The following is an 18,541-nucleotide window of genomic DNA, read 5'->3' on the forward strand; positions in this document are numbered from 1 at the left end:
CGCGACTCCTCCGAACCACAATGATGACACCGCATCAACGCCTCCCATCAGAACGCCGCATCATCGCACGTCAATACAAAGTGAACAATGCCCCTTGCAGGGGAGGATCGGCGTCTCGCTATCCTTTCGGCGTCAGCCGCAGCAGCCGCCCCTGCTTGGCATCCTCCAGCAGATACACCGCCCCATCCGGCCCCTCGATCGTGAACCTGATCCGCGCGCCCATGTCCCAGCGTTCGGCCTCACGCGCCTGCACCCCGTCGAACGCCACACGCACCAGCGTCTTGCTCGCCAGTCCGCCGATCAAAGCCGATCCGTTCCAGGTGGGGAAGAGTTTGCCCTGGTAGAAGGTCAGCCCCGCCGGCGCGATCACCGGGTTCCAGTAGAGCACCGGCTTTTGCAGATCGGGGCGGGTGTCGGGGCTGGGGATCGGCACGCCGTCATAATTCTTGCCGTAGGAGACCAGTGGCCAGCCGTAATTTTTGCCCTTCTCGATCAGGTTGAGCTCGTCACCGCCGCGCGGGCCATGCTCCACTTCCCACAGCCGTCCCGCGCCATCGAAGGCGAGGCCGTAGGGCGTGCGGATGCCGGAGGCCCAGGTTTCGGCCGGGGCGAGATTGGGCGCGGTGAGCTTCACGATCGTCGGCTGAACGGTCTTGGCGGCTTCGGTATCGGCCGGCGGCGAGAACAGGGGCAGCGAGGCGGCGCCGATCTTGCCCGCCATCGGATTGCCCGGCGCGGGTTTGCCGTCGAGCGTCAGGTGCAGGATCTTGCCGAGCTCGGTATCGGGATCCTGCGCGGGGGTGAAGCGCTGGCGCTCGCCGACCGTCAGGAACAGGCTCTTCTTGTCCGGCGCGAAGGCGATATAGCCGCCGAACTGTCCCCCCTCGCCCTTGGGCAGCTGGCGGAACAACACCTTGAGCCCGTCGAGACTCGCGCCGCTCTTGCCGATCGTAAGCTTCGCCCGCGCCATCGCCAGGCTGGAGCCCCCGTCGCCGGGCTCGGAATAGGTGATGTAGACGAGATGATCGGCCGCATAGGTCGGTGCGGTGGTGACGAACAGCAGCCCGCCCTGCCCCTGATATTGCACCGCGGGCACGTTCGCGACGGGCAGCTTCGTGCCCTTGCCATCGACCAGCCAGATATGCCCCGGCTTTTCGTTCACCAGCATCCAGCCATCGGTGAGGAAGGTCATCGCCCAGGGGAAATCGAAGGTCGCCACCGTCGTCGCCGCGAACGGCTTGACCGGGTTGGGCTTGCTCGCGCCGTAATTGGTCTGGGCACAGAGCGGGGAGGCAATCAGCAGAGCCAATGGCAGCAAATGGCGCATCATCTGTCCTTATCGTGAAACGGTTAAACGCGGGGAAGGCGACTTAGCGCCCGCCCTTGAACAAGCCGCCGAGCAGGCCGCGCACCAGCTGCCCGCCAAGCTGCCCCGCCACCTGACGACCCAGCGAGGAGGCGACGGAGCGCGCGGCGGACTGGAGCATCTTGTCGGTCAGCGTCGGCCGGGCCGATTCGCGGGCGGCGGCGGCCTGCGCGCGGGCTTCGGCCTTGGCCTGGAGATCGGCGGTGCGCGCCGCCTCGCGATCGCGGCGCGCCTGTTCGGCGGCATCGAGCTTGGCTTGCTGCGCGGCGGCCTTGGCCTGCTCCGCCTGCGCCTTGGCGGCTTCGGCTTGCGCCTGGGCCTGCGCGGTCGCCGCCTTGGCGTCGCCCGCCTTGGCCGCGAGCATCTCCGATGCCGACTCGCGGTTGACGAGCGTGTCGTACTTGCCCGCCACCGGCGATGTGGAGATCATGATCGCCCGCTCCTTGTCGGTCAGCGGGCCGACGCGCGAACTTGGCGGGCGGATCAGGGTGCGCGCGACCGGGCTGGGGCTGCCGTCGGGCTGGAGCAGGGACACCAATGCCTCGCCCACCTTCAGCTCGGTGATCGCAGTGGCGACATCGACGCCCGGCGAGGCGCGAAAGGTCTGCGCGGCGGACTGGACCGCTTTCTGTTCGCGCGGCGTGAAGGCGTTGAGCTTGTGCTGGACGCGGTTGCCGAGCTGCCCCGCGACGTCATCGGGGACGTCGATCGGGTTCTGCGTGATGAAATAGACGCCCACGCCCTTCGATCGGATCAGCCGCACGACCTGCTCGATCTTGTCGAGCAACGCCGGCGCGGGATCGTCGAACAGCAGATGCGCCTCATCGAAGAAGAAGACGAGCCTGGACTTATCGGGATCGCCGACCTCGGGCATCACCTCGAACAGTTCGGACAGCAGCCAGAGCAGGAAGGTGGCGTAGAGCTTCGGCGCCGCCATCAATTTGTCGGCGGCGAGGATGCTGACCATGCCGCGCCCCTGGTCATCCGTCAGCATCATGTCGTGGATATCGAGCGCGGGCTCGCCGAAGAAATTGTCGCCGCCTTGGGCCTCGAGCTGGAGCAACTGGCGCTGGATCGTGCCGACCGTGGCGCGCGTGACGTTGCCGTAATGCGCCGAAAGATCGGCGGCATTCTCCGCCGCCCAGGCGAGCATCGCCTGCAGATCGCTCATGTCGAGCAGCAGCAGCCCCTGCTCATCGGCGGCCTTGAAGACGACTTGCAGAACGCCTTCCTGCGTATCGTTCAGCCCCATCAGCCGCGCGAGCAGCAATGGCCCCATTTCGGAGATGGTGGTGCGGATGGGGTGGCCGGCCTGACCGTACAAATCCCAGAAGATCACCGGCGTATCGGCATAGGCCCAATCGCTCATGCCGATCTCGGCAGCGCGTGCGGCGAAGGCGGCGTGAGTCGGCGCGGCGGGTGATCCCGGCATGGCGAGCCCGGCGAGATCGCCCTTCACATCGGCCACGAAAACCGGCACGCCCACCCTGCTGAACCCTTCGACGATGCCCTGCAGCGTTACCGTCTTGCCGGTGCCGGTGGCGCCCGCGATCAGCCCGTGGCGGTTGGCGCGCTTGAGATTCAGGGTCTGCTGCTCGCCGTCTGCGGTCGCGCCGATGAAGATGCCGTTCGCGTCCGCCATGCTGCTGCTTTCGTCCTGTCTGCCGATGCTTGCTCCTATCGCCTCCGATGGCGGGACGGAAGGACAGCCGAGCCTGTCGCCGGTTGCTCGCTGCTTTGCCTTGGTCTATATGGTTGGTCCAAGGAGATCGCCCATGGCCACCGTGATGACCGTCGCCGAAGCCAAGACCCACCTGTCCCGCCTGATTGCCGAGGCCGAAGCCGGCGGCGACGTCGTGATCGCGCGCGGCAGCAAGCCCGCAGTGCGGCTGGTGCCGGTGCTAAAGGGCAAGCCAGTGTTTGGTGCACTCAAGGGCATCGTCAAGTTCGACGAATCCTTTTGGGATCCCTTGCCCGAAGATGAGTTGCGCCTGTGGAACGGGGAAGGCGATTGAGGCTGCTGCTGGATACGCATGCGCTAATCTGGTGGATTGCCGGCGACGAGCGGATGCGGTGCCGTGAATTAATTATGGATCCGGCCAATGACAAGTTGGTCAGCGCCGTTTCGGCAATGGAAATCGCGACCAAATTTCGTCTTGGCAAATTATCCGAAGGGGCATTGCTGGCGACCAGTTTCGAAGCGGCTACGGCGAGCCAGGGCTTCATCGATTTGTTCCTGACGCCAACCCACGGTCGTCTTGCGGGAAGTCTGCCGGGCACCCATGGCGACCCGTTCGATCGTATGCTGGCCGCGCAGGCGATCCTGGAAGGGCTGACGCTCGTTTCCTCCGATACGGCCCTCGATCAGTTCGGCGTACAGCGGATCTGGTAGTCCCTTGCCGGGGGAGCGCGCCTCCACTATATGACTTTCGTCCCTCGACATTGGAAACACTGACGAGGCCGGGGCCTGAAGGTTCCGGCGGCGGACCTCTATATCTGCGTCAGGAGCATTTTTTGACCGACATGAAGGCGATCGCCGATCTGATCGAGCCCGAGGCCAAGGCCCTGGGTTTCGCTCTCGTGCGCGTCGCGATGTTCGGCGGCAAAAGCGATCCGACGCTGCAGATCATGGCCGAGCGCCCCGATACGCGGCAGCTGAATATCGAAGATTGCGAGGCGCTGAGCCGCCGCGTGTCCGAAGTGCTGGATGCGGCGGATCCGATCGAGGAGGCCTATCGGCTCGAAGTCTCCTCGCCCGGCATCGATCGGCCGCTGACCCGGCTGCAGGATTATGCCGATTGGGCGGGGTTCGACGTCCGTATCAAGATGGTCACGCCGATCGAGGGCCGCAAACATTTCGATTCGCGGATCGAAGGCGTGGAAGGCGAGACCGTGAAGGTCTATGCTGAGCGCGTCGGTGAACTCGCGATTCCCTATACGCAGATCGCCAGCGCCAAACTCGTGCTGACGGACGCATTGATCAAGGCCACCGCGCCGCTCTCTACAGAGGGCGCGGACAGAATTTCAGAAGAAGGATGACACCCGTGGCTACCTCCGCCGTTTCCGCCAACAAGGCCGAGCTGCTCGCGATCGCCGACGCCGTCGCGAAAGAGAAATTGATCGACCGCGCCATCGTCATCGAGGCGATGGAGGATGCGATTCAGCGCGCCGCCAAGGCCCGCTACGGCGCCGAGAATGACATCCGCGCCAAGATCGATACCTCCGCCGGTGACGTCCGCCTGTGGCGCGTCGTCGAGGTCGTCGAAGAGGTCGACAATTACTTCACGCAGGTGAATGTCGGCGAGGCGCAGAAGCTGCAGGCCGGCGCCGTGGTCGGCGATTATATCGTCGATCCGCTGCCCAACATCGAATTCGGCCGCATCGCCGCGCAGGCCGCCAAGCAGGTGATCTTCCAGAAGGTCCGCGATGCCGAGCGCGAGCGCCAGCATGAGGAATTCAAGGATCGCGCGGGCGAGATCATCGTCGGCACCGTCAAGTCGGTCGAGTTCGGCCACATCGTCGTCAATCTCGGCCGCGCCGAGGGCGTGATCCGCCGCGATCAGCAGATCCCGCGTGAAGTGCTGCGCAAGGACGATCGCGTCCGCGCGATCATCCTCAAGGTGGTCCGCGAAAACCGCGGGCCGCAGATCTTCCTCAGCCGCGCGCACCCCGATTTCATGAAGAAATTGTTCGCGCAGGAAGTGCCCGAGATTTACGACGGCATCATCGAGATCAAGGCCGCCGCGCGCGATCCCGGCAGCCGCGCCAAGATCGGCGTGATCAGCCGCGATTCGTCGATCGATCCCGTCGGCGCCTGCGTCGGCATGAAGGGCAGCCGCGTTCAGGCGGTGGTCCAGGAATTGCAGGGCGAGAAGATCGACATCATCCCCTGGTCACCCGACAACGCCACCTTCGTGGTCAACGCGCTGCAGCCCGCCCAGGTCGCCCGCGTGATGATCGACGAGGATGAGGATCGCATCGAGGTCGTCGTGCCCGATGATCAGCTCAGCCTCGCGATCGGCCGCCGCGGCCAGAACGTCCGCCTCGCCAGCCAGCTCACCGGCAAGGCAATCGACATCCTGACCGAGGCCGACGCCAGCGAGAAGCGCCAGAAGGAGTTCGTCCAGAACAGCGAACTGTTCCAGAACGAGCTCGACGTCGACGAGACGCTGGCGCAGCTGCTGGTGGCCGAGGGCTTCTCGAGCCTCGAGGAAGTCGCTTACGTCGAGATCGAAGAGCTTGCCGGGATCGAAGGCCTCGATGAGGAGGTCGCGGGCGAGCTGCAGAGCCGCGCCACCGAAGCGCTGGAGCGCCAGGAGCAGGCCAATCGCGATGCGCGCACCGAGCTTGGCGTCGAGGATGCGATCGGCGAAATGCCGTACATCACCGAAGCGATGATGGTCACGCTAGGCAAGGCGGGCATCAAGACGCTCGATGATCTCGCCGATCTCGCCACCGATGAGCTGGTCGAGAAGAAGCGCATTGAGCCCCGCCGCCGCAAGGAAGGCGCGCCCGCGCCCAAGCCCGACAAGGGCGGCATCCTTTCGGAATATGGCCTCTCCACCGAACAGGGCAACGAGATCATCATGACCGCGCGCCAGGCTGCCGGCTGGTTCGACGACGAGCCCGTTGCCGCCGAAGCGGAGGGCACCGAAGCCTGATGCCCTTCGTCCGCATCGAACTGGCGGGAAGCGCCACGCGCGACCAGAAAGCGGGGATCGTCGAGGACGTGACCCGCTCGCTGGTCGAGCGTCTCGGCAAGTCGCCCAGCGCCGTGCAGATCGTGATTGCGGAGCATGGCACTGAGAATTACGCCGCCGCCGGCCAACTCCTCGCCGATCGCACCGCGACTCCCAAACAGGAGGTCGCACACGCGAATGTCGGACAATGAGCAACCCCAAGGCATAAGCGGCCAAATCCCCCTCCCGCCTGCGGGAGGGGCTAGGGGAGGGCGTACTGCGTCCGTCTCCGATGCCGCGTCTTCAGAGGGTGACTCCCCTCCCCCGACCCCTCCCGCAAGCGGGAGGGGAGACAGCGAGCGCACCTGCGTCGTTTCGGGGCGCAAGGCTTCGCGCGATAATCTGATCCGTCTCGCGCTCGCGCCCGACGGCACTGTCCATCCCGACGTCCGCGCCAAGGCGCCGGGGCGCGGCGCATGGATCGGGGTGGATCGGGCGACGCTGGAAGAGGCGATCACCAAGGGCAAGCTCGCCAAGGCGCTGAGCCGCACGTTCAAACATGCCGTGCAGGTGCCCGCCGATCTCGCCGATCAGATCGAGAAGGCGCTGGAGCGAGCCGCGCTCGATCGCCTCGGCCTCGAAGCGCGCGCCGGCGATCTGCTCACGGGATCCGAACGGATCATCGATGCCGCGCGCAAGGGCACGGTCGAGCTGCTCGTCCACGCCCGCGATGCCGCCGCCGATGGCACGCGCAAGCTGGATCAGGCGCTGCGCGTCGGCCTCGGCGCCGAAGGTGAAGACCTGCGCGGACTCGTAATCCCCGCCTCGCGCGCCATATTGTCGATGGCCTTGGGCCGCGAGAATGTGGTACATCTCGCGCTCGTTGCGCCGGCAGCCGCCGCGCGCGTCTCTCAGGCCCTGGGCCGGTGGCGCGAGTTTATTGGACGGGATGATGGCCCCTGACCATGCGAGCATTCGCAGGGGCACAGGCACGCACGAAGACGTTTTGAAGGGTTTTGGGTACTAAATGAGCGACGATAACAAGCCGAAGCTGGGTATGCGCGCGCCGCTGGGCGTCCGCCGCACGGTGGAGACCGGCAAGGTCAAGCAGAGCTTCAGCCACGGCCGCTCGAACACCGTGGTGGTCGAGGTCAAAAAGGCGCGCGTGCTGCGCAAGCCGGGCGATCCCGCGCCCGAGCCCGTGGCTGCACCCGAGCCCGTTGCCGCCGCCCCCGAGGTTGTAGCGCCCGCGCCTGCGCCGCGCCCGGCACCTGCCCCGCAGCAGGCCCGCCCGATGTCTCCGCTGGAGCGCCGCGAGCAGCAGGAGCGCCTGCTCCGCGAGGCCGAAGAAGCGCGCATGACCGCGCTGGAGGAAGCCCGCCGCCGCGAAGAGCGCGAGAAGATCGAGCTGACCGAGGAAGAACGCCGCCGCGCCGAAGAGAAGAGCCGTCCGGCCGAAGAAGCCGCCCCCGCGCCTGTGCCGGAACCCGAGGTTGCCGCTGCCGCCGCCGAGACCGCTGCTCCTGCCGCCGAAGAGGCGCCGCAAGCCTCAACTTCCTCAACTTCGGCACCGCCGCCGCGCCGCTTCACGCCGGTGATCGCGCCCAAGCGGCCCGAACTGACGCGCGCGCGCCAGGGCGAGGATCGCCGCCAATCGGGCAAGCTCACCGTCACCCGCGCGCTGGATGACGACGCCTCCAGCGCCCGCACCCGCAGCCTCGCCGCGCTCAAGCGTTCGCGCGAAAAGGGCAAGCGCGGCCAGGCCGGCCCCTCGATCAAGCAGGTGCGCGATGTCGTCGTGCCGGAAGCGATCACCGTCGCCGAACTCGCCAACCGCATGGCCGAGCGCACCGCCGATCTGGTCAAATCCCTGTTCAAGATGGGCACGCCCGTCACATCGAACCAGGTGATCGATCAGGACACCGCCGAGCTGCTGGTCAGCGAATTCGGCCACAACATCCGTCGCGTCAGCGAAAGCGATGTGGATATCGTTACCGAAGTCGATGTCGATGAGGACGAGACGCTGCAGCCGCGCGCCCCCGTCGTCACGATCATGGGCCATGTCGATCACGGCAAGACCAGCCTGCTGGATGCGCTGCGCGGCACCGATGTCGTCGCGGGCGAAGCCGGCGGCATCACCCAGCATATCGGCGCCTATATGGTGACGCAGAAGGACGGATCGCAGATCACCTTCCTCGATACGCCGGGCCACGAGGCCTTCTCGGCGATGCGCGCGCGCGGCGCCGACGTGACCGACATCGTCGTGATCGTCGTCGCCGGCGATGACGGCATCCGCCCCCAGACGATCGAGGCGATCAACCACACCAAGGCGGCCAACAAGCCGATGATCGTGGCGATCAACAAGATGGATAAGCCGGGCTCCAACGCGCAAAAGGTGCGCGAGGCGCTGCTGCAATATGACGTCCAGGTGGAAGCCATGGGCGGCGAAGTGCAGGATGTGGAAGTTTCGGCCACGTCCAAGCTGAACCTCGATGAACTGATCGAGAAGATCCAGCTGCAGGCCGAGATCCTGGAACTCACCGCCAACCCCGATCGCCCCGCCGAGGGCGTGGTGGTGGAAGCACAGCTCGACAAAGGCCGCGGCCCCGTCGCCACTGTCCTCGTCCGCCGCGGCACGCTCAAGACCGGCGATATCTTCGTCGTCGGGCCGGAGAGCGGCAAGGTGCGCGCATTGGTCGATGACAAGGGCAAGCAGATCAAGTCGGCCGGCCCGTCCGTGCCGGTCGAGATCCTCGGCATCTCCGGCGTGCCTTCGGCCGCCGATCAGCTGACCGTGGTCGAGAATGAGGCGCGCGCCCGCGAGGTCGCCGCCTATCGTGCCAGCGTTATCCAGCAGAAGCGCACCACCAGCGCGCCCGCCAGCCTGGAATCGATGTTCTCGGCGCTGCGCGACAAACAGTCCCAGCAGTTCCCGGTGGTGGTCAAGGCCGATGCGCAGGGCTCGGTCGAGGCGATCGTCAGCTCGCTGCAGAAGATCGGCAACGACGATATCCAGGTGCGCATCCTTTCGTCCGGTGCCGGTGGCATCACCGAAAGCGACGTCAGCCTGGCCGCCGCCAGCAAGGCGCCGATCATCGGCTTCAACGTCCGCGCCAATGCCAAGGCGCGCGAGATCGCCACGCGGGACGGGGTCGCGCTCAAATATTATGACGTGATCTACGATCTGCTCGACGATATCCGCGCCGCGATGGCGGGCCAGCTCGGTCCCGAGTTCTTCGAAACGGTCGTCGGCCGCGCCGAAGTCCGCGAGGTCTTCTCGGCGGGCAAGCATGGCAAGGCGGCAGGTCTGCTCGTCACCGAGGGCTTCATCAAGAAGGATCTGCGCGCGCGTCTCACCCGCGACGACGTCATCATCTACAACGGCAAGATCGCCTCGCTGCGCCGCTTCAAGGACGATGTGCCCGAAGTCCGCGCGGGCCTCGAATGCGGCGTCACCTTCGAAGGATCGACCGACATCAAGGCGGGCGATTATCTCGAGACCTTCGAGGTCGAGGAGCGCGAGCGGACGCTTTAGTTCGGTCCGGCTCCGCCGGACCGGGCCGCGTAAGCGAATCAAACAGGCAAAAACCGCCCGTTGCATCGCCCCAAAGCGCCCGCTAAGGCGGCGCTCCGCTGGTGACGGGGCTGTAGCTCAGATGGGAGAGCGCTGCAATCGCACTGCAGAGGTCAGGGGTTCGATTCCCCTCAGCTCCACCAGCTCATTCCTCGAGAAACATGCCTGCTGACGTGGCCTACGGTGCGCCCTGCGACTGGGTCAGCGCCGCCTTCGCCTCGGGCGTGCCGGGAAGGTCCGAGAGGGTCTGGTCGCCGCCGAGCGTCTGATACAAAGTCACGAGATTCAGTGCCTTGGTCAGGCGCGCGTTGGCGATGGTCTGGCGCGCAGCATAAAAGGTGCGCTGCGCGTCCAGCGTGTTCAGATACGGATCGATGCCCTGCTTGTAGCGGGCGATATCGAGGGTGAGCGTATCCTGCGCGGCATCGAAATTGAGTTGGTCGGCGGCAAATTGCGCATCGATCGTACCGCGCCGGGCAAGCGCATCGGCCACTTCGCGGAAAGCAGTCTGGATCGCCTTCTGATAGGTCGCCAGATAGAGATCGCGCTGCGCCTTGGCGTAGCGGAGATTGCCCGCGTTGGCGCCCGCGTCGAAGATTGGCAAGGTCACCGATGGCGCCACCGTCCAGGTGAAAGCGCCGCCGGTGAACAGGCTCGACAGCGATGTGCTGGCGAGACCGGCGAGGCCGGTCAGCGAGACGCGCGGGAAGAAAGCGGCGCGGGCGGCACCGATCCGGGCATTGGCCGCGCGAAGATTATATTCGGCCTGCACCACATCGGGCCGGCGCAGCAGGATGCCGCTGTCCAATCCCGCCGGAAGCTCTCCGATCAGCGGGTCGACCGCCTCGATCGAGGCCGGCAGCAGTCCATCGGCCACGTGCGCGCCGACCAGCAGCTCCAGCGCGTTGCGATCCTGCGCGACAAGCGTGCGCTGGTTCGCCTCGTCCGCGCGGGCGGTGGCAAGCACGGTCTGCGCCTGCCGCAGATCGGTGCGCGGCGCGATGCCACCGTCGAGCCGCGCCTGCGTCAATTTGACGGTGACCTCGGCGCTCTTCTCCGTATCGAGCGCGACGCCGAGCAGGCTGCGATCGGCGGCGAGCTGGAAATAGGCTTGGGCGATTTCGGACACGAGCAGCAGCCGCGCGGCGCGTGCCGCCGCCTCCTGCCCAAGATAGAGATCGAACGCCGAATGCGTCTCACTACGCAGCCGGCCGAACAGATCGACCTCCCAGGCGGAAACGGCGGCATCGACCTGATAGGTCGTGCTGTCGCGGTTGCCCGACACGGCGGTGGTGGTCGTCGTTCCGGTGGTGCCCGTTGCGCCGCCGGTCGTGGCACCGCTGACACCGGAGGAACGGCGCCGGGTCAGCGCCGCCTCGGCATCGACCTCGGGAAACAAAGCGGCGCGTTGGACATGGAATTGGGCGCGGGCGGAGGCGACGTTGGCAACGGCCTCGCGCAAGTCCTGATTGTTGACCAGCGCCTGCGCGATGATCGCCTGGAGATTGGGATCCTTGAAGATATCCCGATAACCAACACTCGGCAGCGCGGCTTCGGTCGGCGTCCGATACGCATCGCCGGCTGGCCACGCCGGCGGCACGGCGGGCTGAGGCCGCGCGAAATGCGGCTCGAGCGTGCAGCCCGATAGCGCGGTCAGCGCGAGGAGTGTGGCGATGCGCTTCATGCCGGCTGCGGCTCCGCGCCGTCTTCACCACCGTCATGATGCTCGTTCTTGTGCCGCTCCTCATCGGCGCGAGCGCGTTCGGCGGGCGTCATATGCTTGCCCTTGAAAAGCTTGCGGACGAGCACGAAGAACATCGGGATATAGAAGATCGCCAGCGCGGTCGCGGTCAGCATGCCGCCGATCACCGCCGTGCCGATCTCGACGCGGCTTTGCGCGCCGGCGCCTGTCGCGATGCAGAGCGGGAAGACGCCAAACATGAAGGCGAGGCTGGTCATGATGATAGGCCGTAGGCGGATTTTGGCGGCCTCCAGTGCGGCTTCGATCGGCGTCATGCCTTTCTGTTCGGCCTGCTCGGCGAACTCGACGATCAGGATCGCATTCTTGGCCGAGAGCCCCATCGTGGTGAGCAGACCGACCTGGAAATAGACATCGTTGGTCAGCCCCCGCAGCCCGACCGCCAGCACCGTGCCGAGCAGGCCGAGCGGGATCACCAGCATCACCGCGAACGGAATAGACCAGCTTTCATAGAGCGCGGCCAGACACAGGAAGATCACGATCAGCGACATGCCGTACAGGATCGGCGCCTGTCCGCCCGAGACCTTCTCCTGATAGGAAATGCCGGACCAGGCGACCGACGTGCCGGGCAGTTTAGCGGCGAGTTGCGCGATCACATTCATCGCGTCGCCCGAGCTTTTACCTGGCGCCGCCTGGCCCTGGAATTCGTAGGAGGAATTGCCGTTGAAGCGCGTCAGCGTGTTCGGCGTCTTGCTCCAGGTCTGGCTCGAGAAAGCGGAGAAAGGCGTCATCGTCCCCGCCGAGTTGCGGACGAACCAGTCGCCGATATCTTCCGGGCGGGCGCGATAGGGCGCATCCCCCTGCAGGTAGACGCGCTTGACGCGGCCGCGATCGACCCAATCGTTGACGTAAGTGCCGCCCCAGGCGGTGGAAAGCGTGGTATCGACATCGCTCTGGCTGACCCCGAGCGCGCCCACCTTCTCCGAATCGATACTGATGTTGAAGGTCGGCGTATCGGGCACGTTGTTGAGGCGGACCGCGGCGAGTTCCGGATTGCCGCGCGCATCGCTCAGCAGCTGATTCATCTCTTTGGCAAAATCATCACGGCTCAGGCCGCCGGTGTTCATCAGTTCCAGCGTAAAGCCGCTCGATTGGCCGAGACCGCGGACCGGCGGCGGGTTCAAAGCGTAAAATTCGACATCGCGCAGATTGTGGCCGACTTCGCGCGTCGCCTTCTGGGTCTGCACCTGCGCGCTGTCCTCCGTCTTGGTGCGCTTGTCCCACGGCGAGAAGGATATGAAGCCGCGGCCGGTATTCTGGCCGCTGCCGGCGTTGTTGGATCCGATAACCGCATAAACGGTCTCAACGGTATGATCCTTGTTGCCGAGGAAATAGCGGGTCGCGGCCTGCGCGGCATCGATCGTGCGCTGCTGGGTCGCACCCGCGGGCAAGGTGAACTGCAGCTGGGCGATGCCCTGATCCTCAACCGGCAGGAAGCTCGTCGGCAAGCGGGTAAACAGGAAGGCCAACAGGACGACCAGCACCGCGAACACCACCATCGCGCCGACCATCCGCTCGATGATCCAGGAAACGGCGTTGCGATATTTCTCCGACATGCGCCCGAACCACGCATTGAAGCGCTCGCCATAATCGTGCGCCTTGCGCGCGAAGCTATTGCCCTCCGCGCGCTTCTCCTTATCGGGCCGCTTCAGCAAGGCGGCCGCAAGCGCGGGAGACAGGACCAACGCCACCAGCACCGATAGCGCCATCGCCGAGACGATCGTGATCGAGAACTGGCGGTAGATCACCCCGGTCGATCCGCCGAAGAAGGCCATCGGCAGGAAAACGGCCGAGAGCACGAGCGCGATCGCGATCAGCGCGACGTTGATCTCCTGCATCGATTGGATCGTCGCTTCGCGCGGGGAAAGGCTTTCATCCTCCTCCATCACGCGCTCGACATTTTCGACCACGACGATCGCATCATCCACGAGCAGGCCGATCGCCAGCACCAGACCGAACAGGGTCAGCACGTTGATCGAAAAGCCGCAGGCGGCGAGCACGCCGAATGTGCCGAGCAGCACGACGGGCACCGCGATCGTCGGGATCAGCACCGCGCGCCAGCTCTGCAGGAAGACGAACATGACGATGACGACGAGGATGATCGCCTCGATCAGCGTCTTGACGACTTCCTCGACCGACAGCTTGATGAAGGCCGTGCTGTCCTGCGGGAAGACATATTTATAGCCCTGCGGGAAGTTCGCCGCACGCTGGATGACATAATTTCGGACGAGTTCGGAGGTCTTGAGCGCATCGGCGCCGGGCGCGAGCTGGACGGCGATGCCGGTGCCCGGATGGCCGTTGACCAGACCGGTGCTCGCGTAATTCTCCGACCCCAGCTCCATCCTTGCGACGTCCTGGAGCAGGACTTTCGATCCATCGGGCTGCGACTTGATGACGACCTTCTTGAAGTCGGCGATCGAGGTGAGGCGCGACCGCGAGCTGACGATGGCGTTGAGCATCTGCCCCGGCGGCTGCGGCTGCTGCCCGATCTGCCCGGGCGAAATCTGCGTGTTCTGCGCGGTCAGCGCCGAGCTGACGTCGCCGGGCTGCAGATTATAGGCGCGCAATTTATAGGGATCGAGCCAGATCCGCATCGCATATTGCGTGCCGAACACCTGGAAATCGCCGACGCCCGGCAGGCGGCCGATGCCGTCCTGCAGGTTCGAGACGAGATAATCCGAAACGTCGTTACTCGTCGATTTATCGGTCTCGTCATAGACCGCGATCACCATCAGGAAGTCGGGATTCGCCTTGGTAACGACCAGCCCCTGCTGCTGCACCTGCTGCGGCATGCGCGGCAGCGCCTGCTGCACCTTGTTCTGCACCTGCACCTGGGCGATGTCCGGGTTGGTGCCCTTCTTGAAGGTAATGGTGATCGTCACCTGGCCCGAAGAGTTGGACGTCGCCTGGAAATAGATCAGGCCATCGATGCCGGTCAGCTGCTGCTCGATCACCTGGGTGACCGAGGATTCGAGGATCGAGGCGGAGGCGCCGGGGTAGGTCGCGCGGATGTTGACCTGCGGCGGCGCGATATCGGGGTATTGCTCGATGGGCAGCGAGACGATGCCGCCGATGCCCAGCAGCATGATGATGATCGCGATCACCCACGCAAAGATCGGACGATCGATAAAGATACGGCTGAGCATTTTCTTGTGTCTCAGCCGCCCGAGTGACCGGCGCTTTTATCCGCCTTGGCCGCGTTTTTCGATTCGGGAGCAGGCTTGGACCCGGCGGGCACCGGCTTGATCGCCTGGCCGGGCTTGAGCTTGCTCAGTCCCTCGGTGATCACCTTGTCGCCCGGTTTGAGCCCGCTGGTGACCAGCCAGTTCGCGCCGACGGTCTGCGACGTCGTGACCGTGCGGCTGACCGGCTTGTTATCGGAGCCGACCAGCATCACGCTGGCATTGCCCTGCGGATCGCGCGTCACCGCCTGCTGCGGCACGAGGATGCCGTTATCAGTGGTCGCTTGCGAAAGCACCGCGCGCACGAACATGCCGGGCAGCAGCAGGCCTTGCGGATTGGGGAAGCGCGCGCGCAGCGTCACCGCGCCGGTGTTGGTATCGACCACGGCTTCGGCAAATTCCAGCGTACCGGTCGGGCCATACTCGCTGCCGTCTTCCAGCTTGAGCTTCACCGTGGCGGCCGAGGGCACGACTCCGCCTTTTCTGAGCTCCTGCCGCAGCGCGAGCAGATCCGAGCTCGATTGCTGGATATCGACGTAGATCGGATCGAGGCGCTGGATCTGCGCCAGTGGATCGGTCTGAGCGTTGGTGACGAGTGCGCCGGTGGTGAACAAGGATCGGCCGATCCGGCCGGTGATCGGCGCGGGCACGGTCGTAAACCTGAGATTGATCCGCGCCGTATCGAGCGCCGCCTTATTCTGCGCGACTGCGGCGACGGCCTGCTTGGCGGCGGCGGCGGCATCCGAATAATCCTGCGCGGCCACCGCCTGCATCGCGGCCAGCGGCTTGTAGCGCTGGGCCTTGATCACCGCCGTATCGCGGCTGGCCTCGGCCGATTGGACATTGGCCTGCGCCTGGTTCACCGCCGCGCGATAGAGGCTGGGGTCGATCTGATAGAGCGTCTGCCCCTTGTGGACGATCGCGCCTTCCTTAAACAACCGCGCCTTGATCACGCCGGCCACCTGCGGCCTGACGTCGGACGTCTCGTAGGCGTTTGTCCTGCCCGGCAGTTCGATGATGAGCGGCACCGATTCCGCCTTGACCACGACATAGCCAGCCTCGGGCGGCGGTGGCGTGGGGGTTTCCTTTTTGGCACACGCGGCAAGCATACAGGCCATCAGCAGGATCAACGGACGTGCAACGTTCAACCGATTTTCCTCCGAAGGCCGATTTCGGGTGTGCTTGATCCCCAAGCTTATATCGCACCGCAATCCAAGTTTTTTCAGCGTTGAAACATCTCAAATAAGATTTTGCCGTCCCCAGATGCGCCGCGTCGCAGCAACAGCCGGAACGCTCCGCCGTTGCGATCGGTCGCGCAATGTCCAATAGCGCGCGCGTGAACCCGTTGCGCCTGCTCCTCGGCCCCCTGTGGGTGCTGCAGCTGTTTACCGGCGCCAAGGCCTTCAGCGACAATCCCATCATCGGATCGCGGCGCCTCAATCGCTGGGGGCTGCACGCTTTTCGCGTGCGGCTGGCGGAAGGGATGGCCGATGAGCGCCGCAAACGGCTTACTACGCTGGTCAGCGCGAAGGATGCCGCAGCCTTCGCGCGGGACGGCTTCGTGTGCGTACGCGATTTCCTGCCAGCACAGGTCTTTGCCGGGCTGCGCGATCAAGTGATGGCCTATGAAGGGCCAGCGCGCGAGACTTGGCAGGGCGATACCATCACCCGCCGCTATGCGATCGACAATGCGGCCCTGGAAGCGATACCCACCCTGCGCGATTTGTTGGACGATCGGCGATGGCAGGGGCTTCTGCACTTCATCGCCAGCGATCGATCCCAGCCGTTGCTCTATATTCAGACCATCCTCTCGCACCGCTTTGACGCCGATCCCGATCCGCAGACGAAGCTGCACGCGGACACCTTTCATCCGACGATGAAGGCGTGGTTCTTCCTCACCGATGTCGCGGAGGACCAAGGGCCCTTCACCTATGTTCCCGGATCGCACCGCGCCACGCCCGCGCGAATCGCTTGGGAGAAGCAGAAGAGCATCGTCGGCCCCGATCTCGAGCGGCTTTCCGCACGCGGATCGCTGCGGATCGAGGAAAGCGAATTGGCGACGCTGGGCTTGCCCGCGCCCAGTGCCTTTGCGGTGCCAGGCAATACGCTGGTCGTCGCCGATACCCATGGCTTCCATGCGCGCGGGCCATCGGTGCGGCCTTCGGTCCGGGTCGAGATCTTCGCCTACGGGCGGCGCAGTCCCTTCCTGCCCTGGACCGGTCTCAATCTGCTGAGCCTCCCCGGGATCGCCGAGCGGCGGCTGCCCTTCTTCTGGTGGATCAGCGATCGTTTCCCGAAGCTGCTGCGGCGCGCCTGGGTGCCAGCCGGGCTCAAACGGCCAGCGGATCCATGAACGAGCTCCCCGTCATCCCGCCCATCGCTGTCGCCACCGGCATCTCGTGGTGGAAGAAGGATGCGATCGAACGCCTGCTCGCCACGGGTCGGCCGCTGCTGTTCGAAGATCATCCCGAAAAGGCGGTCGCGGCGGCAGCGCAGGCGGGCGGGGCGATCGCGGTGTGGCCATCGCGGGCACCGGACGGTCTGCACGACAAGGCGGCTGCCGCCGGCGTGCCGCTGGTCAATATCGAAGACGGCTTCATCCGATCGGTCGGTCTCGGCAGCGGGCTGCACCCGCCCTCCTCGATCATTCTCGATGCGAGCGGTATCTATTACGATCCCCGCTCGCCCAGTGATCTTGAGACGATCCTGCAGACCTACGACTTTCCGCCCGAGTTGCTGGCTCGGGCAGAGGCTTTGCGAGAAACGATCGTGGCGCAGGGCATCAGCAAATATGAGAGCGCCGCACCGACCGCGCCTGCACCGCCTCGTACCAAGCGCACCGTGCTGGTCACCGGCCAGGTAGAGGATGACAAATCGGTGTTGGCGGGCGGCGGCGACGTGCGCGGCAACCAGGATCTCCTGATCCGCGCCCGCGCCGCCGAACCGGACGCGCACATCATCTTCAAGCCCCATCCGGACGTCGATGCCGGCCACCGCGTCGGCCGCGTGCCCGATGCGGAGATTTTGAAGGTTGCCGATGAGGTGGTGCGCAATGAAAGCATGGCGTCGCTGCTGGCCCGCGTGGATGCGGTACATGTGCTGACCTCGCTCACGGGCTTCGAAGCGCTGCTACGCGGATTGGAAGTGACGACGCACGGACGGCCCTTCTATGCGGGCTGGGGGCTCACCGCCGATCTGGCCGGGCCGGTCGCGCGGCGGACGCGGCGGGTGGCGTTGCCGGAGCTGGTGGCCGCAGCACTGATTCTTTATCCGCGGTATCTCGATCCGGAAGTTGAGCAGCTATGCACCCCCGAACAGCTACTTCAGCGCTTCGCCCAACGAAGATACCCGCGCGAAACCTGGCTGACGCGGGTGCGGAAGTGGCAGGGCCGCATTGCGAAATTGATCGGCACGACGACAGATTGAGAGCCATGCCTCCGGGCCTCCCAGCCCATTTTTGCGCCCATGAGGGTTCGGAGGTCGCGAGGAAGGCTTACCACAGCGGGCAGCCCGGTGTGCGTGCCACCCGGCTTCCGACATAGGCGGCCGAGCAATCTACGAAGAGGTATTAAGCCCCTGCTACTGGCGTTTGACGGCAGCGCAGCCAGATTGCTTTGTGGCAGCAGCAGACAATTCGATCGTGCTCGCGACGATCAGAATCGGCGATTGCGATAAGCCGCTGAACTTCAGCTAGCACCGGAGCGAATCGCTGCTCATTGGGCCACGGCGAGGCCTTCGGGGTTCAGCCTCAGCGGTGGGGTCGGTGAGCCTCAGGATGTTAGCAGCGACAGTTTCGTCGCACCCACAATGCGAGCCGCCCTTGATGAGCTTTCAGCCCAAGCAGCTTGCGCTGCTTGCCCCTGGGGCGGTGGGCCTCGATGACGCGATCCCGCGATCGTCACCGATCTCGCCCAGCAGCTTCGCAACAGCGATGTCGCTGCCACGCAGCTCAAAGAAGAAGCTCGCCCAGTAGATCGACGT

15 protein-coding genes and 1 tRNA gene are annotated in these 18,541 nt (G+C 65.2%); 11 read left to right on the forward strand and 5 right to left on the reverse strand.

Going from position 1 to position 18,541, the window contains the following annotated elements:
- Positions 1-118 precede the first annotated feature (118 nt).
- Positions 119-1,330 carry a PQQ-dependent sugar dehydrogenase gene (locus tag FHS31_RS15020; protein WP_208408757.1) on the reverse strand — a complete coding sequence of 404 codons (1,212 nt, stop codon included), beginning with the start codon at positions 1,328-1,330 and terminating at the stop codon, positions 119-121.
- A 40-nt stretch (positions 1,331-1,370) separates the two neighbouring features.
- Positions 1,371-3,008 carry a helicase HerA-like domain-containing protein gene (locus FHS31_RS15025; protein ID WP_167075030.1) on the reverse strand — a complete coding sequence of 546 codons (1,638 nt, stop codon included), beginning with the start codon at positions 3,006-3,008 and terminating at the stop codon, positions 1,371-1,373.
- Positions 3,009-3,141: 133 nt separating this feature from the next.
- Here FHS31_RS15025 and FHS31_RS15030 point away from each other — a divergent pair, with 133 nt between their 5' ends.
- From FHS31_RS15030 to FHS31_RS15065, 8 genes are all read left to right on the forward strand, one after another.
- On the forward strand, positions 3,142-3,381 hold the full coding sequence (locus FHS31_RS15030; RefSeq protein ID WP_167075032.1) for a type II toxin-antitoxin system Phd/YefM family antitoxin: 240 nt from the start codon (positions 3,142-3,144) through the stop codon (positions 3,379-3,381).
- Positions 3,378-3,758 (forward strand): type II toxin-antitoxin system VapC family toxin, encoded by a 381-nt coding sequence (locus FHS31_RS15035; protein ID WP_167075034.1) that lies wholly within the window; start codon positions 3,378-3,380, stop codon positions 3,756-3,758. Before FHS31_RS15030 ends, FHS31_RS15035 begins: the two co-directional genes overlap by 4 nt.
- Positions 3,759-3,889: 131 nt before the next feature.
- Positions 3,890-4,405 carry a ribosome maturation protein RimP gene (gene rimP, locus FHS31_RS15040; protein ID WP_167075149.1) on the forward strand — a complete coding sequence of 172 codons (516 nt, stop codon included), beginning with the start codon at positions 3,890-3,892 and terminating at the stop codon, positions 4,403-4,405.
- Entirely contained in the window at positions 4,402-6,027 is a 1,626-nt protein-coding gene (gene nusA / locus FHS31_RS15045; RefSeq protein WP_167075036.1) for a transcription termination factor NusA, read from the forward strand. The genes rimP and nusA overlap by 4 nt, the downstream gene beginning before the upstream one ends.
- On the forward strand, positions 6,027-6,257 hold the full coding sequence (locus tag FHS31_RS15050; RefSeq protein ID WP_167075038.1) for a tautomerase family protein: 231 nt from the start codon (positions 6,027-6,029) through the stop codon (positions 6,255-6,257). Before nusA ends, FHS31_RS15050 begins: the two co-directional genes overlap by 1 nt.
- The gene (locus FHS31_RS15055; protein ID WP_167075040.1) at positions 6,244-7,008 is read left to right on the forward strand and encodes a DUF448 domain-containing protein; all 765 of its coding nucleotides are present in this window, start codon (positions 6,244-6,246) and stop codon (positions 7,006-7,008) included. Before FHS31_RS15050 ends, FHS31_RS15055 begins: the two co-directional genes overlap by 14 nt.
- 64 nt (positions 7,009-7,072) lie before the next feature.
- Complete coding sequence (gene infB / locus FHS31_RS15060) at positions 7,073-9,580, forward strand: translation initiation factor IF-2 (RefSeq protein ID WP_167075042.1); 2,508 nt, start codon at positions 7,073-7,075, stop codon at positions 9,578-9,580.
- 106 nt (positions 9,581-9,686) lie between these two features.
- Positions 9,687-9,762, forward strand: a tRNA-Ala gene (locus FHS31_RS15065).
- 35 nt (positions 9,763-9,797) lie between these two features.
- On the opposite strand, the gene FHS31_RS15070 is transcribed toward FHS31_RS15065, so the two are convergent.
- The 3 genes from FHS31_RS15070 to FHS31_RS15080 are packed head-to-tail and all read right to left on the reverse strand — an operon-like array spanning position 9,798 to position 15,678.
- Entirely contained in the window at positions 9,798-11,303 is a 1,506-nt protein-coding gene (locus FHS31_RS15070; protein WP_167075044.1) for an efflux transporter outer membrane subunit, read from the reverse strand.
- Positions 11,300-14,524, reverse strand: coding sequence for an efflux RND transporter permease subunit (locus FHS31_RS15075; protein ID WP_167075046.1), 3,225 nt, complete (start codon positions 14,522-14,524; stop codon positions 11,300-11,302). Before FHS31_RS15075 ends, FHS31_RS15070 begins: the two co-directional genes overlap by 4 nt.
- A gap of 11 nt (positions 14,525-14,535) precedes the next feature.
- Complete coding sequence (locus FHS31_RS15080; RefSeq protein ID WP_167075151.1) at positions 14,536-15,678, reverse strand: efflux RND transporter periplasmic adaptor subunit; 1,143 nt, start codon at positions 15,676-15,678, stop codon at positions 14,536-14,538.
- A gap of 200 nt (positions 15,679-15,878) precedes the next feature.
- Between FHS31_RS15080 and FHS31_RS15085 the strand changes: the two genes are divergently transcribed.
- The 3 genes from FHS31_RS15085 to FHS31_RS15095 all read left to right on the forward strand — a co-directional run bounded on the left by FHS31_RS15085 (position 15,879) and on the right by FHS31_RS15095 (position 18,533).
- Positions 15,879-16,913, forward strand: coding sequence for a phytanoyl-CoA dioxygenase family protein (locus FHS31_RS15085; RefSeq protein ID WP_167075048.1), 1,035 nt, complete (start codon positions 15,879-15,881; stop codon positions 16,911-16,913).
- Positions 16,910-17,986 (forward strand): capsular polysaccharide export protein, LipB/KpsS family, encoded by a 1,077-nt coding sequence (locus FHS31_RS15090; protein WP_167075050.1) that lies wholly within the window; start codon positions 16,910-16,912, stop codon positions 17,984-17,986. The genes FHS31_RS15085 and FHS31_RS15090 overlap by 4 nt, the downstream gene beginning before the upstream one ends.
- Before the next feature lie 397 nt (positions 17,987-18,383).
- Positions 18,384-18,533 carry a hypothetical protein gene (locus tag FHS31_RS15095; protein ID WP_167075052.1) on the forward strand — a complete coding sequence of 50 codons (150 nt, stop codon included), beginning with the start codon at positions 18,384-18,386 and terminating at the stop codon, positions 18,531-18,533.
- Positions 18,534-18,541: the final 8 nt, after the last annotated feature.

It is taken from the genome of Sphingomonas vulcanisoli, assembly GCF_011761305.1.
GTDB classification, from domain to species: Bacteria; Pseudomonadota; Alphaproteobacteria; order Sphingomonadales; family Sphingomonadaceae; genus Sphingomonas_I; species Sphingomonas_I vulcanisoli.